We start from the raw sequence: 13,158 nt of genomic DNA, 5'->3' as shown, positions 1-13,158 counted from the left end.
TATTGAGAAATATTTATGCGCCACGGTTATTTACTGAGCACGCTTTTACTGGCGGCCACTACTGCACATGCAGGTGTCATTATTAATGGCACACGTCTGGTCTACCAGGGAGAGAAAAAGGAATCGTCTCTTGGTCTTTCAAACCCAGATGCAACAGATTATCTGGTACAGTCCTGGGTCGACTCTGGCGGTAAAAACCTGGCCAAAGCGCCGTTCCTGATCACCCCTCCTCTTTTCCGTCTGGATGCGAAAGAAGATAACGTTCTGCGCGTTGTACGTACGGTCGGAAATTTACCGGAAGACAGGGAATCTCTGTACTGGTTAAATATTAAAGCGATCCCATCATCAAAGCACGTCGAAGGTGTGAATACGCTACAAATTGCCATTAATACGCGTATTAAATTGCTTTATCGCCCGTCAGCAGTAAAAGGCAGACCAGAAGAGGTGGCCGATAAGCTTGAATGGCGCCGTGAAGGTAATGAGCTGGTGGTGAATAACCCCACGCCTTTCTTTATGAACTTCCAGACCGTCACGCTGAACGGTCATAAAGTAACAAAAGCCACCTGGGCGGTCCCGAAAACGGAAACGCATTTTGCCTTACCTGGCAATATCGGAGGCTCAACCGTCACGTATTCCATTATTACTGATTATGGCAGCATCAGCCATACCTGGTCGAAAGCCGTTCGTTAATACTATCCGCCGGTAATAAAATAATCATGTACAGCCATAAAAAGCCGTTCACCTGCCGAATTTCATCACTGCTGGTCATTCTCTGTGGTCTGGTACTGGCGATCTTTGCGCAGCAGGTTATGGCTGATGATTATTTTAACCCGGCGCTGCTGGATATTGATAATCCGCAACAGGGTAAGACCGATCTGTCGGTTTACGAAAAAGGGCCAGGGCAGGCACCGGGTAAATATCAGGTCGCTATTTTTATTAATAATAATAAAATTGATACCCGCAACGTCACGTTCACATTGCAAAAAGGTTCACACGGCAGCAGTTCACTTCAGCCCTGCTTTAGCCTGAATGATTTAAAAAGCCTTGGGATCAAAACCCAAAAATATCCGGCGCTGATGGCAAAAGGCCAGTGTGCCGATTTAACCGCCATCCCGGCAGCCTCCACGTCGTTTCACGTTCGCAATCAGCAGCTGCTGCTCAGTATCCCTCAACTGGCCCTGGGCCAGGTTCCACGCGGCTATATCGACCCGAAAGAATTCGACGAGGGGATCACCGCAGGTATTCTCAACTACAGCGCGACCGCCAGCCAGAGCCATGCGCGACAGTCGGGCGAGCAGAATAACAGCAGCCAGTACGTTAACCTGCGTCCCGGGTTTAACGTTGGCGCCTGGCGCGTACGCAACTACTCCACGTGGAATCGCAGCACCCAGGGCAAGGAAGAGCAGCAAAGATTCTCTTCCGTTTATACCTATGCCCAGCGCGATATCGTGGCGATGAAAAGCGATCTCACCGTTGGACAAAGCTCTTCGCCTTCTGATGTTTTTGACAGCGTACCCTACACCGGCGTGGAGATTAAATCCGACAGCGACATGCTGCCGGACAGCGAAAAAGGCTATGCGCCCATTATTCGCGGCACCGCACACAGCAATGCGCTGGTGATGGTTCGCCAGAACGGCTACGTCATTTATCAGAACACGGTCGCCCCCGGCGCGTTTGAAATTAACGACCTTTACCCCACCGGCAGCAGCGGCGATCTGCAGGTCACCGTGAAAGAGACCGACGGCAGCGAAAGCCATTTCGTAGTGCCATATGCCTCCGTACCAGTACTGCAGCGCGAAAAAAACCTGCGCTACAGCGTGACCGCCGGGCGGTACCGTTCCTACGACAAAGACGTCGAGAAAACTCCGTTTGCCCAGGGCAGCGCGATTTACGGCCTGCCCTTTGGTTTTACCGCTTACGGCGGCATACAGCAGAGCAGCCACTATCAGTCCCAGGCGCTCGGCGCTGGGAAAAACATGGGCGATTTAGGGGCGTTCTCCATCGACGTCACCCGCGCAAAGGCCCTGCTGAAAAAGCAGCAGGCCAGCAAAGGCCAGTCCTGGCGCGTGCGCTACAGCAAAGATTTTGCCGGTTCAGGCACCAACTTCTCGCTCGCGGGCTATCGCTACAACAGCAAAGGGTTTTACACCCTTGAAGACACCATGGAGTCATATACCCGCTCTGACGACTGGTCTGCCCCCCAGCAGCGCCGCGCCCGAACCGAGGCCACCATCGACCAGACGCTGCCCGAAGGCTGGGGGTCCGTCACCCTGAGCATGGTGAAAGAGACTTACTGGAGCCAGAACCAGGACATGACCTCCATGAGCGTCAGCTACAACAACAGCTGGCACGGGGTGAGCTACAGCCTGAGCTACAGCATGAACAAGAACACCCAGGACAGCGATGAAAAAGGCGACGAAGTGACGAACGACAACCAGTTCTCACTGAGCGTTTCCGTGCCGCTGGACCACTGGATGCATAACACCTGGGCCACCTACAACCTGAACAATACCAAAGACGGTACCACGCAGAATATCGGCCTGAACGGCACGGCGTTGAAGGAAGACAATCTGAACTGGAATATTCAGGAAGGGCTGAGCAGTACCGGCAGCGGTAACTCCACCAGCATGAACGCCGATTACAAAGCGACCTATGGCGAAGTGAGCGCAGGCGTCAGTCAGGATAAATACCAGCAGACCGTGAACGTCGGTTTGCAGGGCGGCGTGGTTGCCCATGCGAACGGCATCACCCTGAGCCAGCCGCTCGGTGAGACCATCGCGCTGGTGAAGGCGCCGGGAACGCACGGGACGCATATCACCAACCAGACGGGCGTTGAGACCGATTTCCGCGGCTACACCGTCGTACCATTCGTCACCGCGTATCGCCATAACACCATTGCGCTGGATACCGAAACGCTGCCGGATGATGCCGACGTGACGCACGCGGCGCAGGTCGTCACCCCAACGCGGGGAGCGGTGGTGCGCGCCAGCTTTAACACCCGCGTGGGCAATCGCGTGCTGATGACGCTCACGCACAACGGTAAACCGCTGCCCTTCGGCGCGACGGTGACCACTGAGGATAAGGACAGCGAATTTATCGTTGGCTCAGATGGCCAAACGTACCTCTCCGGCCTCCCCGCACGCGGAAAACTCTCCGTTATGTGGGGTGACAATGTCAGCGAACAATGCATCGCGCAGTACGCGCTGGCTGAAGAGAGAGATAAATCCGGCATTATTACCGCTGCCGCAACATGTCAGTAATGCACTGGCTGAGACGAAAGATGATGCAAATCGTTAAACAGAGTTTTTTATTGTTAGTGCTGGGAATATCCGCATTTTTTATGCCGCACGCGAAAGCGTCATGCACGTCACCGGATATGCCAAAGATGATTGATGTGGCCTCCATATCGGTACCCACCTCGCTGGCCGTTGGCGCGACCATTCCGGGTTCAGAACAGACGGTGCACGTTGCCGGAAGTTGCTCCAGTACCTACAGCCCGGGGATGGAAATAGTGGCTTGCTATTATGGTTCCGGTTCAGAAATACCGGGCCTGCCGGGCGTGTACGACTCTGGTGTCGCCGGGATTGGTATCGCCCTGATGAACGATCAGGGGCAACGCATCCAGGGGGCCGGCGGCGTCCACTGTGATTCCCGGAATACGCCGGTGGGATATCTCTCTTCAGATGGACAGCTCTCGTTCAATTTTGACGTAACTCTGGAGCTGGTGAAAACCAGCTCCACGGTGTCCTCTGGCTCACTTTCTCAGGCTCAGACGGAGTTTGGGCTTGGCGTTTACAATCACGAAGGTTTAGGCAGTCCGAACACCCTTTCCTATTCAGGAAATATCACGTTTAACGAAGTCACCTGCTCCGTTTCGCCGAAAAGCCTCACCGTGACGCTGGGCAATTTCCCTGTCAGCGACTTCACCGGGACAGGAACTCTGACGTCGCCTCAGACGTTCGACATTACCGTTAACTGCAATAACACCGTACAGCCTCAAGTGATGATCACCAGTGCAAACGGCTATGAAACAGATTTCCCTGGCGTCGTAAAACTGACTCAGGAGAGTGGCGTAGCAACCGGCGTGGGAGTGCGCATGATGTTCGACGGGGAAATTGCCAACTTTGATACTTACAAGAATACGGCGGCAGTTGCACAAGCGAACGTTCCGCTGGCGATCCCGTTTGAGGTCGCATATCAACAAACGGCAGCCAGCGTCACCCCCGGGACAGCAAACAGCATTGCCACGATTACGTTGGGATATAAATGAAAAAAATCACCTTGTTACTACTGGCAGGCCTTCTCACGCAGGCGAATGCCGATGAGATCGCGATCCAGATGAGAGGCAATATCATCGCCAATACCTGCTCGGTAGACAGCCCCAGCCAGAATTTGACCGTTAACCTGGGACAAGCCGCCTCCAGCGATTTTAAGGATGTGGGGGATACCGGGGAGTGGAAGAATTTTGACCTTACGCTGTCCAAATGCCCGTCCACCACCACGCTCGCCACCGCGACCTTTAACGGCCAGGCAGACAGCGCACACCCGACGAAATTTGCCAGCACGGGCAGCGCCGGCGGGCTGGCTCTGGAGCTGGCAGACCGCCTGGATCGCATTACCATTGCCCCGCAGGCGAGCTTCAGCGCCCTGGTTAATCAAAGCGATCATACCGTCGATTTCCCACTTGCCGCACGCTACTACGCCACCTCCATGCCGGTGAGCGCGGGGACGTTCAGCAGTGTGGTGCAGGTGACCTTCACTTACCAGTAGGACCGCGCCCCTTAGCACGGAGGCTTTTCCTGCGCCCGGCGGTCAGTGTTGCCGGGCGTTTTTTTACCTCGGGCACCTCTGGCTGTTCAATCGGAAAGATCGGCAGCGCGTTCAGCAGCCGCTGGCCGTAGTTTTTGGTGAGCAGACGCTTGTCATAAATCACCACTTCGCCCCAGCAGCCGTGGCTACGAATCAGACGCCCCACCTGCTGAATCAGGTTAAACGAGGCCGCAGGTAAACTCTGCACCTCAAACGGATAGCGGTTGAGGCTTTTCAGCCACTCGCCTTCGGTGATGACGACCGGGCTGTCGATAGGCGGGAAGGCGATTTTATGGATATGCACCTGCGTCAGGTAGTCCCCTTTCAGATCCAGACCTTCCGCGAAGGATTGTAATCCCACCAGCACGCTGCGCTCGCCGTTATCGATGCGTTTGCGATGAGTTTCCACCAGCCTGTAGCGCGGCTGATCGCCCTGCACCAGCAGCAATAAACGCAGATCGGTGACGTGCTCCAGGAAGCGCTGCATCGCGCGCCCGCTGGCAAACAGCACCAGCATGCCGGGGTACTTTTTACTCTCGACCTGTTCGCGGAAGTAGGCCGCCATCTCCGCAATGTGCTGCTCCTCGTTGTCGATAAGCGGCTCGAATTTCATGCGCGGAATGACCAGCTTGCCCTGCTCGCAGTGGTTAAACGGCGAGTCCAGCGCCACGAAGCGGTCGCCCGCTTTCTCTTTAAGCCCGCTCATCTCCTGCAGCCTTGAGAAACTGTTTAGAGAACGCAGCGTAGCAGAGGTGACCACCACGTGCGGCACGCTGCGCCAGATCAGCTTTTCCAGCTGATCTGCCACACGGATGCCCACGCAGTGGAAGAACAGGTGCACCTGCCCGTCCCGCACTTCGCGGGTGGCCCATTTGGTGACCGGCGCGCCGGACGCCTGCGCCATCGAGGCGAGCCGCCAGAGCTTGCTCTGCGCTTCGAACATGCCCAACGCGCGGTTCATCTGCAGCAGGATGCGGTGCAGACGCACCACGTCATGCGAGCCGGTTTTCTCGCTCAGATCGTTTAAGAACATCTCCGCCAGCCCGCGCAGCTTTTCCAGATGCTTCGCCAGCTGCTGGCAGATCTCCATTACCTCGTCCGGCAGCTCGCCCATCGCAAAGCGGTGTTCCGCTTCCTGCGTTTGCGGAAGATAAAGATTCAAAATGTTGTTGAGCGATGAGATCAGGCCGTAGACCTCTTCACAGTGGTCGCTCAGCCGCTCGGGTACCGCCAGCGGCGGCGTGGTTTTCGGGCGGAACTGCTCCATGCAGGTGGCGACAAGCTTACAGAACAGATCGAGCTGCAGGCGGAACCAGGGCGCGGTAATTTCCGCACTCATCTCCAGCGCGTCCCGCGCCACGTCCGGCAGGTGGTGGCCTTCGTCTAGCACCAGCAGCAGGTTTTTCGGCTCCGGCAGCACCGCTTCGCTCTCCAGCGCCGCCATCACCAGCGCGTGGTTAGCCACAACCACTTCGGCTTCCTGAATTTCGCGCCGGGCGACAAAGAACGGGCACTCGCGGTAGTAGTGACAGTTGCGGTTCAGGCAGCTCGCTTTATCGGTGCTCAGCCTTCTCCATAAGTCGTCGCTGATGGCCTGGCTGGTGTGATCCCGCAGGCCGTCCCACTTATAGCCGTCGAGCTCGACTTTGAGTTTTGCACACTGCTCCTGCTCGGCCTTATTGTTTGGCGTCAGCTCGTCATCCAGAAACGCGAGCAGATCCTGTTGATTCGGCTCGCTGCTGGCCAGCGCCGCCAGGTTACGCGGGCACACGTAACGCCCGCGCCCAAAGGCGGCCGTAAACCGCAGGTCGGGGATGATTTTACGCAGCAGCGGTAAATCTTTGCTGAAGATCTGATCCTGCAGCGCCACGTTGGCGGTGCTGACCACCAGCGTTTTGTCCTCTTCCCGCGCAATCGCGATGCCGGGGATGAGATACGACAAGGTTTTCCCGACGCCGGTCGGGGCTTCAATCGCCAGATGTCGCCCGTCGTCCCCGGCGAGTGTTTTTGCCACGTCAGCAATCATCTGCCGCTGCGGCGCTCGGGGGATAAAGTCGGGGATCTGCTGTTGTAGCGCCTTATACCAGGCGCCAATTTGCGCTTTCAGCGCCGCGGTTAAAGCCATCGGAAAACCTGAAATACTGTATAAACAGCCACTATTGTGGCACTTTCTCTTCGCTGCCGCAAAAAGAAAAGCCCGGCTTTACGACCGGGCTTCCAGATTACTGCGGGTTAGCAGGTTTACGCGGGCGGCGTCGACGCTGCCCTTCCCCTGCCGGTTTCCCTTCGCCGCTGCGCCACGGGTTTTCACCCGCCGGTTTGCTGTCGCTGTTACGACGCGGCGGTTTGCCGGATGATTTCGGTGCACCGCCTTCTGCTCGACGCGGCTGTTGACCGCGACCGCCGCCACCCTGGCCACGTCCACCACCGCCCTGACGACCGTTCTGAATCGGCTCGGCTTTGATCGACGGGTCCACTTCGTAGCCCGGGGTTTCGATGCGCGGGATCTCTTTCTTCAGCAGACGTTCGATGTCGCGCAGCAGCTTGTGCTCGTCCACGCAGACCAGCGAAAGCGCTTCACCGGTTGCCGCCGCACGGCCGGTACGGCCGATACGGTGAACGTAATCTTCCGGGACGTTTGGCAGCTCGTAGTTCACCACGTGTGGCAGCTCTTCAATATCGAGGCCACGGGCGGCGATGTCGGTCGCCACCAGCACGCGGATGTCGCCGGATTTAAAGTCCGCCAGCGCACGGGTACGCGCGCCCTGGCTCTTGTTACCGTGAATGGCGGCGCTGCGGATGCCGTCTTTATTCAGCTGTTCCGCCAGGTGGTTGGCGCCGTGCTTGGTGCGGGTAAAGACCAGCACCTGCTGCCAGTTACCCTGACCGATCATCTGGGAGAGCAGTTCCCGCTTGCGCTTTTTATCAACAAAGTGAACGTGCTGGGTCACCTGCTCAGAGGCGGTGTTGCGACGCGCCACTTCCACTTCCAGCGGGTTATGCAGCAGCTTTTCCGCCAGCGCCTTGATCTCGTCGGAGAAGGTCGCGGAGAAGAGCAGGTTCTGACGACGCGGCGGCAGCTTGGCCAGCACGCGACGAATATCGTGAATAAAGCCCATGTCGAGCATGCGGTCGGCTTCGTCCAGCACCAGAATTTCAATGCTATCGAGCTTCACCGCGTTCTGGTGTTCCAGATCCAGCAGACGACCAGGCGTTGCCACCAGCACGTCCACGCCGCCGCGCAGCTTCATCATCTGCGGGTTGATGCTGACGCCGCCGAACACCACCAGCGAGCGAATGTTGAGATAGCGGCTATAGTCACGCACGTTCTCACCAATCTGCGCCGCCAGCTCACGGGTTGGGGTGAGGATCAGCGCACGAACCGGACGGCGGCCTTTGGCGTGCGGCTGATTTTTTACCAGCAGCTCTAACAGCGGCAGCGTAAAGCCCGCGGTTTTACCGGTGCCGGTCTGGGCGCTGGCCATCAGGTCACGCCCCTGAAGAACGGCAGGAATAGCCTGCTGCTGGATTGGGGTTGGCTCAACGTAGCCCTGCTCTGCGATCGCGCGCAGAATTTCCGGGTTCAGGCCAAGGGAATCAAAAGACATAAAAACTCCGAACCGCCCCGACCATCACAGGTGTAGTTTTCAGGGAGATATAACGAATAGGGGAGGACAAAAACCACAATGTCGAGAAGGAGCGGAGTGTAGCAGCTTTTGTGACGTGGCGCATAAAATATCCCTCCGCATTCCCTCGACGTTAGCGTGAATCAGGCATAATCTTAATCAATCGATTGATTAATTCTTAATGCCGCTATGAATACAACCCCGACGACATCAAAAGGTGAACAGGCCAAAAACCAGCTTATTGCCGCCGCGCTGGCGCAGTTTGGTGAGTACGGGCTGCATGCAACCACGCGCGATATTGCGGCGCTGGCCGGGCAGAACATTGCGGCGATTACCTACTATTTTGGCTCAAAAGAGGATTTATACCTCGCCTGCGCCGAGTGGATCGCCGATTTTATCGGCACGCAGTTTCACCCGCACGTTGAGGAAGCCACCGCGCTGCTCGGCCAGCCGTCGCCCGATCGCGCCGCCGTTCGCCAGCTTATTCTCAACGCCTGCCACGATATGATCCGCCTGCTGACGCACGACGATACGCTCAACCTGAGCAAGTTTATCTCCCGCGAGCAGCTCTCCCCCACTGCCGCCTACCAGCGGGTACACGATCGGGTGATTGAGCCGATGCACTCCCACCTGACCCGGCTGATCGCCGCCTATACCGGGCGCGATGCCAGTGATACCGAGACAATTTTGCATACCCACGCCCTGCTGGGTGAAATTCTTGCCTTCCGTCTGGGCAGGGAAACCATCCTGTTACGCACCGGCTGGACACAATTTGATGAGGATAAAGCCGCGCAGATTAGCCAGGTCATCGCCTGTCATCTCGATCTAATCCTGCAAGGCTTAACGCAAAGGAGCCTGAAGTCATGAAAAAACCTGTCGCCATCGTTCTGGTGGTTGTTGTTTTGCTTGCCGCCGGAGTCGGTGGATGGCTGTGGTATCAGAGCCATCAGGATAAAGGCCTGACCCTGTACGGTAACGTGGATATTCGCACGGTGAACATGAGCTTCCGCGTGGGCGGACGTCTCGCCTCGCTGAGCGTTGACGAAGGCGATGCCATTAAAACCGGGCAGACGCTGGGGATGCTGGATAAAGCGCCCTATGAGAATGCGCTGCTGCAGGCCAAAGCAGGCGTGTCCGTCGCCCAGGCACAATATGACCTGATGCTGGCAGGCTATCGCGACGAAGAGATCGCCCAGGCCGCCGCCGCCGTTAAACAGGCGCAGGCGGCCTATGACTACGCGCAGAACTTCTACGCTCGCCAGCAGGGGCTGTGGAAAAGCCGAACCATTTCCGCGAATGACCTGGAAAATGCGCGCTCCTCCCGCGACCAGGCGCAGGCAACGCTGAAATCCGCGCAGGATAAGTTAAGCCAGTACCACACCGGTAACCGCCCGCAGGATATCGCTCAGGCGAAAGCCAGCCTTGAACAGGCGCAGGCGCAGCTGGCCCAGGCGGAGCTGGATCTGCACGACACCACGCTCATCGCACCGTCTGACGGCACGCTGATGACCCGCGCCGTGGAGCCGGGCAGCATGCTCAGCGCGGGCAGCACCGTGTTGACCCTCTCCCTGACCCGCCCGGTGTGGGTACGCGCCTACATTGATGAGACGAATCTCGGCCAGATGCAGCCGGGCCGCGAGCTGCTGCTCTATACCGACGGTCGCCCGGACAAGCCGTATCACGGCAAAGTGGGCTTTGTCTCCCCTACCGCGGAATTCACGCCGAAAACAGTAGAAACACCGGATCTGCGTACCGATCTGGTGTATCGCCTGCGCATCATCGTGACCGATGCGGATGACGCGCTGCGTCAGGGCATGCCCGTCACCGTAAAAGTGAACGGCGGGGAACGACATGAATGACGCGGTTATTCAGCTCAACAATCTGGTTAAACGCTTTAAGGGGATGGATAAGCCCGCGGTCGCACCGCTGAACTGTACCATCCAGAAAGGCTATGTGACCGGGCTGGTCGGCCCGGACGGCGCGGGGAAAACCACGCTGATGCGGATGCTGGCCGGGCTGCTGAAGCCGGATGAAGGATCGGCCCGCGTGCTCGGCCTTGACCCGATAAAAGATGACGGCGCGCTCCACGCCATGCTCGGCTATATGCCGCAGAAGTTTGGCCTGTACGAAGACCTGACGGTGATGGAAAACCTGAACCTGTACGCCGACCTGCGCAGCGTCACCGGCGAAACGCGACAGAAAACCTTCGCCCGCCTGCTGGAATTTACCTCCCTCGGCCCGTTCACCGACCGGCTGGCGGGCAAGCTCTCCGGCGGGATGAAGCAGAAGCTGGGGCTGGCCTGTACGCTGGTGGGCGAACCAAAGGTGCTGCTGCTGGACGAGCCCGGCGTCGGCGTTGACCCGATTTCCCGCCGCGAATTGTGGCAGATGGTGCACGAGCTGGCGGGCGACGGGATGCTGATCCTCTGGAGCACCTCCTACCTCGACGAAGCGGAGCAGTGCCGGGACGTGCTGCTGATGAACGAAGGCGAACTGCTTTATCAGGGCGAGCCGACGACGCTGACGCAGAGCATGGCCGGGCGCAGCTTCCTGCTGCACAGCCCCCAGGCGTCCAACCGCACGCTGCTGCAGCGGGTGCTCAAGCTGCCGCAGGTCAGCGACGGGATGATTCAGGGCCGCTCGGTGCGGGTGATCCTCAAAAAAGAGGCCACCGTCGACGATATTCGCCATGCGCCCGGCATGCCTGAGATCGACATGGAAGAGACGGCGCCGCGTTTCGAAGATGCGTTTATCGACCTGCTGGGCGGCGCGGGGACGTCAGAGTCGCCGCTTGGCGCCATTCTGCACACGGTGGAAGGCACGCCGGGCGAAACGGTCATTGAAGCCAAATCCCTCACCAAAAAGTTCGGGGATTTCGCCGCCACCGACAACGTCAATTTTGCGGTGAAGCGCGGGGAGATTTTTGGCCTGCTCGGGCCGAACGGTGCGGGAAAATCGACCACCTTTAAGATGATGTGCGGCCTGCTGGTGCCGACGTCCGGCAAGGCGCTGGTACTGGACATGGACCTGAAGGTCAGCTCCGGCAAGGCGCGCCAGCATCTGGGCTATATGGCGCAGAAATTCTCCCTGTATGGCAACCTGACGGTCGAGCAAAATCTGCGCTTTTTCTCCGGCGTGTACGGCCTGCGCGGGCGCGCGCAGAACGACAAAATCCGCCGCATGAGCGACGCCTTCGGGTTAACCAACATTGCCTCCCACGCCACCGACGAGCTGCCGCTCGGCTTTAAGCAGCGGCTGGCGCTGGCCTGCTCGCTGATGCACGAGCCGGATATTCTGTTTCTGGATGAACCGACCTCGGGCGTTGATCCTCTCACCCGCCGCGAGTTCTGGCTGCATATCAACAGCATGGTGGAAAAAGGGGTGACCGTGATGGTAACCACCCACTTCATGGACGAGGCGGAGTACTGCGACCGCATCGGGCTGGTGTATCGCGGTAAGCTGATTGCCCACGGTACCCCGGACGACCTGAAAAACCAGGCCGCCGACGAGGAGGTCCCGGACCCGACCATGGAGCAGGCGTTTATCACCCTCATCCACGACTGGGATAAGGAGAATGCCCATGCGCAGTAACACCCTTTCCTGGCGCCGGGTGCGCGCGCTGTGCGTTAAAGAGACGCGGCAGATCGTGCGCGATCCCAGCAGCTGGCTGATTGCGGTGGTGATCCCCCTGCTGCTGCTGTTTATCTTTGGCTACGGCATTAACCTGGACTCCAGCAAGCTGCGGGTCGGGATTTTGCTGGAGCAGCAGAGCGAGGAGGCGCTGGACTTCACCCACGCCATGACCGGCTCGCCCTACATTGACGCCACCATCAGCGACAATCGTCAGGAACTGATCCAGAAGATGCAGGCCGGGAAAATTCGCGGTCTGGTCGTCATTCCGGTGGATTTTGCCGCCAATATGGCGCGGGCGAATACCGATGCGCCGATCCAGGTGATCACCGACGGCAGCGAGCCGAACACCGCGAACTTCGTGCAGGGCTACGCGGAGGGGATCTGGCAGCTCTGGCAGATGCAGCGGGCGGAAGATCGGGGTGAAGAATTTAAACCGCTGATCGACGTGCAGACGCGCTACTGGTTTAACCCCGCCGCCATCAGCCAGCACTTTATTATTCCGGGCGCGGTGACGATTATCATGACGGTCATTGGCGCGATTCTGACCTCGCTGGTGATCGCCCGCGAGTGGGAGCGCGGCACCATGGAGGCGCTGCTTTCAACCGAAGTGACGCGCGTCGAGCTGCTGCTGTGCAAGCTTATTCCCTACTACTTCCTCGGCATGCTGGCGATGCTGCTCTGTATGCTGGTGTCCGTCTTTATCCTCGGCGTGCCGTATCGCGGCTCGCTGGTGGTGCTGTTCTTTATCACCAGCCTGTTTTTACTCAGCACGCTGGGGATGGGGCTGCTCATCTCCACCATCACCCGCAACCAGTTTAACGCGGCCCAGGTGGCCCTCAACGCCGCCTTTTTGCCGTCGATTATGCTGTCCGGCTTTATCTTCCAGATAGACAGCATGCCTGCCGTGATCCGCGCCGTGACCTACGTGATTCCGGCGCGCTACTTTGTGAGCACGCTGCAGAGCCTGTTCCTGGCAGGGAATATTCCGGTGGTGCTGATCGTCAACACGCTGTTTTTACTGGCGTCTGCGGCGATGTTTATCGGGTTAACGTGGATGAAAACCAAACGGCGGTTAGATTAAGGAGCGCGC

General features: G+C 58.2%; 10 protein-coding genes. 8 read left to right on the top strand and 2 right to left on the bottom strand.

Translation table 11 applies throughout. The features are described from left to right. Window positions 1-15 precede the first annotated feature (15 nt). The 4 genes from GXP72_RS06785 to GXP72_RS06770 are packed head-to-tail and all read left to right on the top strand — an operon-like array spanning window position 16 to window position 4,770. Window positions 16-690, top strand: a complete 675-nt coding sequence (locus GXP72_RS06785; protein ID WP_090417669.1) for a molecular chaperone — start codon at window positions 16-18, stop codon at window positions 688-690. A gap of 26 nt (window positions 691-716) precedes the next feature. Beyond that, complete coding sequence (locus tag GXP72_RS06780) at window positions 717-3,260, top strand: fimbria/pilus outer membrane usher protein (RefSeq protein ID WP_139210887.1); 2,544 nt, start codon at window positions 717-719, stop codon at window positions 3,258-3,260. 23 nt (window positions 3,261-3,283) lie between these two features. Continuing rightward, window positions 3,284-4,270, top strand: a complete 987-nt coding sequence (locus tag GXP72_RS06775) for a fimbrial protein (protein ID WP_090418231.1) — start codon at window positions 3,284-3,286, stop codon at window positions 4,268-4,270. Next, on the top strand, window positions 4,267-4,770 hold the full coding sequence (locus GXP72_RS06770) for a fimbrial protein (RefSeq protein ID WP_024908722.1): 504 nt from the start codon (window positions 4,267-4,269) through the stop codon (window positions 4,768-4,770). The genes GXP72_RS06775 and GXP72_RS06770 overlap by 4 nt, the downstream gene beginning before the upstream one ends. Here the strand turns inward: GXP72_RS06770 and dinG are convergent. Together dinG and rhlE are read right to left on the bottom strand one after the other, a co-directional pair. After that, window positions 4,757-6,934: an ATP-dependent DNA helicase DinG gene (dinG, locus tag GXP72_RS06765; protein ID WP_090417670.1), complete on the bottom strand. Its 2,178-nt coding sequence runs from the start codon at window positions 6,932-6,934 to the stop codon at window positions 4,757-4,759. The genes GXP72_RS06770 and dinG overlap by 14 nt on opposite strands. Window positions 6,935-7,031: 97 nt before the next feature. Continuing rightward, window positions 7,032-8,417: an ATP-dependent RNA helicase RhlE gene (rhlE, locus tag GXP72_RS06760; RefSeq protein ID WP_208763640.1), complete on the bottom strand. Its 1,386-nt coding sequence runs from the start codon at window positions 8,415-8,417 to the stop codon at window positions 7,032-7,034. 207 nt (window positions 8,418-8,624) lie between these two features. Here rhlE and cecR point away from each other — a divergent pair, with 207 nt between their 5' ends. The 4 genes from cecR to GXP72_RS06740 are packed head-to-tail and all read left to right on the top strand — an operon-like array spanning window position 8,625 to window position 13,149. Continuing rightward, a complete protein-coding gene (gene cecR, locus GXP72_RS06755; RefSeq protein WP_090417696.1) occupies window positions 8,625-9,302 on the top strand; it encodes a transcriptional regulator CecR in 678 nt (225 codons plus the stop codon). Continuing rightward, window positions 9,299-10,294 (top strand): secretion protein HlyD, encoded by a 996-nt coding sequence (gene hlyD / locus GXP72_RS06750; RefSeq protein ID WP_090417698.1) that lies wholly within the window; start codon window positions 9,299-9,301, stop codon window positions 10,292-10,294. Before cecR ends, hlyD begins: the two co-directional genes overlap by 4 nt. After that, window positions 10,287-12,026: an ATP-binding cassette domain-containing protein gene (locus tag GXP72_RS06745; protein ID WP_090417700.1), complete on the top strand. Its 1,740-nt coding sequence runs from the start codon at window positions 10,287-10,289 to the stop codon at window positions 12,024-12,026. The genes hlyD and GXP72_RS06745 overlap by 8 nt, the downstream gene beginning before the upstream one ends. Further along, window positions 12,016-13,149, top strand: coding sequence for an ABC transporter permease (locus GXP72_RS06740; RefSeq protein ID WP_090417702.1), 1,134 nt, complete (start codon window positions 12,016-12,018; stop codon window positions 13,147-13,149). Before GXP72_RS06745 ends, GXP72_RS06740 begins: the two co-directional genes overlap by 11 nt. Window positions 13,150-13,158: the final 9 nt, after the last annotated feature.

Origin of the sequence: Enterobacter sp. SES19 (assembly GCF_011765665.1) — a bacterium.
Classification (GTDB): domain Bacteria; phylum Pseudomonadota; class Gammaproteobacteria; order Enterobacterales; family Enterobacteriaceae; genus Enterobacter; species Enterobacter pseudoroggenkampii.
This window is presented reverse-complemented; position numbering and strand designations above follow the sequence as displayed.

Bases quoted from the DNA above. Each gene is read 5' to 3' on its own strand.
- GXP72_RS06785 (WP_090417669.1), top strand. From the start codon at position 16: ATGCGCCACGGTTATTTACTGAGCACGCTTTTACTGGCGGCCACTACT.
- GXP72_RS06780 (WP_139210887.1), top strand. From the start codon at position 717: ATGTACAGCCATAAAAAGCCGTTCACCTGCCGAATTTCATCACTGCTG.
- GXP72_RS06775 (WP_090418231.1), top strand. From the start codon at position 3,284: ATGCAAATCGTTAAACAGAGTTTTTTATTGTTAGTGCTGGGAATATCC.
- GXP72_RS06770 (WP_024908722.1), top strand. From the start codon at position 4,267: ATGAAAAAAATCACCTTGTTACTACTGGCAGGCCTTCTCACGCAGGCG.
- dinG (WP_090417670.1), bottom strand. From the start codon at position 6,934: ATGGCTTTAACCGCGGCGCTGAAAGCGCAAATTGGCGCCTGGTATAAG.
- rhlE (WP_208763640.1), bottom strand. From the start codon at position 8,417: ATGTCTTTTGATTCCCTTGGCCTGAACCCGGAAATTCTGCGCGCGATC.
- cecR (WP_090417696.1), top strand. From the start codon at position 8,625: ATGAATACAACCCCGACGACATCAAAAGGTGAACAGGCCAAAAACCAG.
- hlyD (WP_090417698.1), top strand. From the start codon at position 9,299: ATGAAAAAACCTGTCGCCATCGTTCTGGTGGTTGTTGTTTTGCTTGCC.
- GXP72_RS06745 (WP_090417700.1), top strand. From the start codon at position 10,287: ATGAATGACGCGGTTATTCAGCTCAACAATCTGGTTAAACGCTTTAAG.
- GXP72_RS06740 (WP_090417702.1), top strand. From the start codon at position 12,016: ATGCGCAGTAACACCCTTTCCTGGCGCCGGGTGCGCGCGCTGTGCGTT.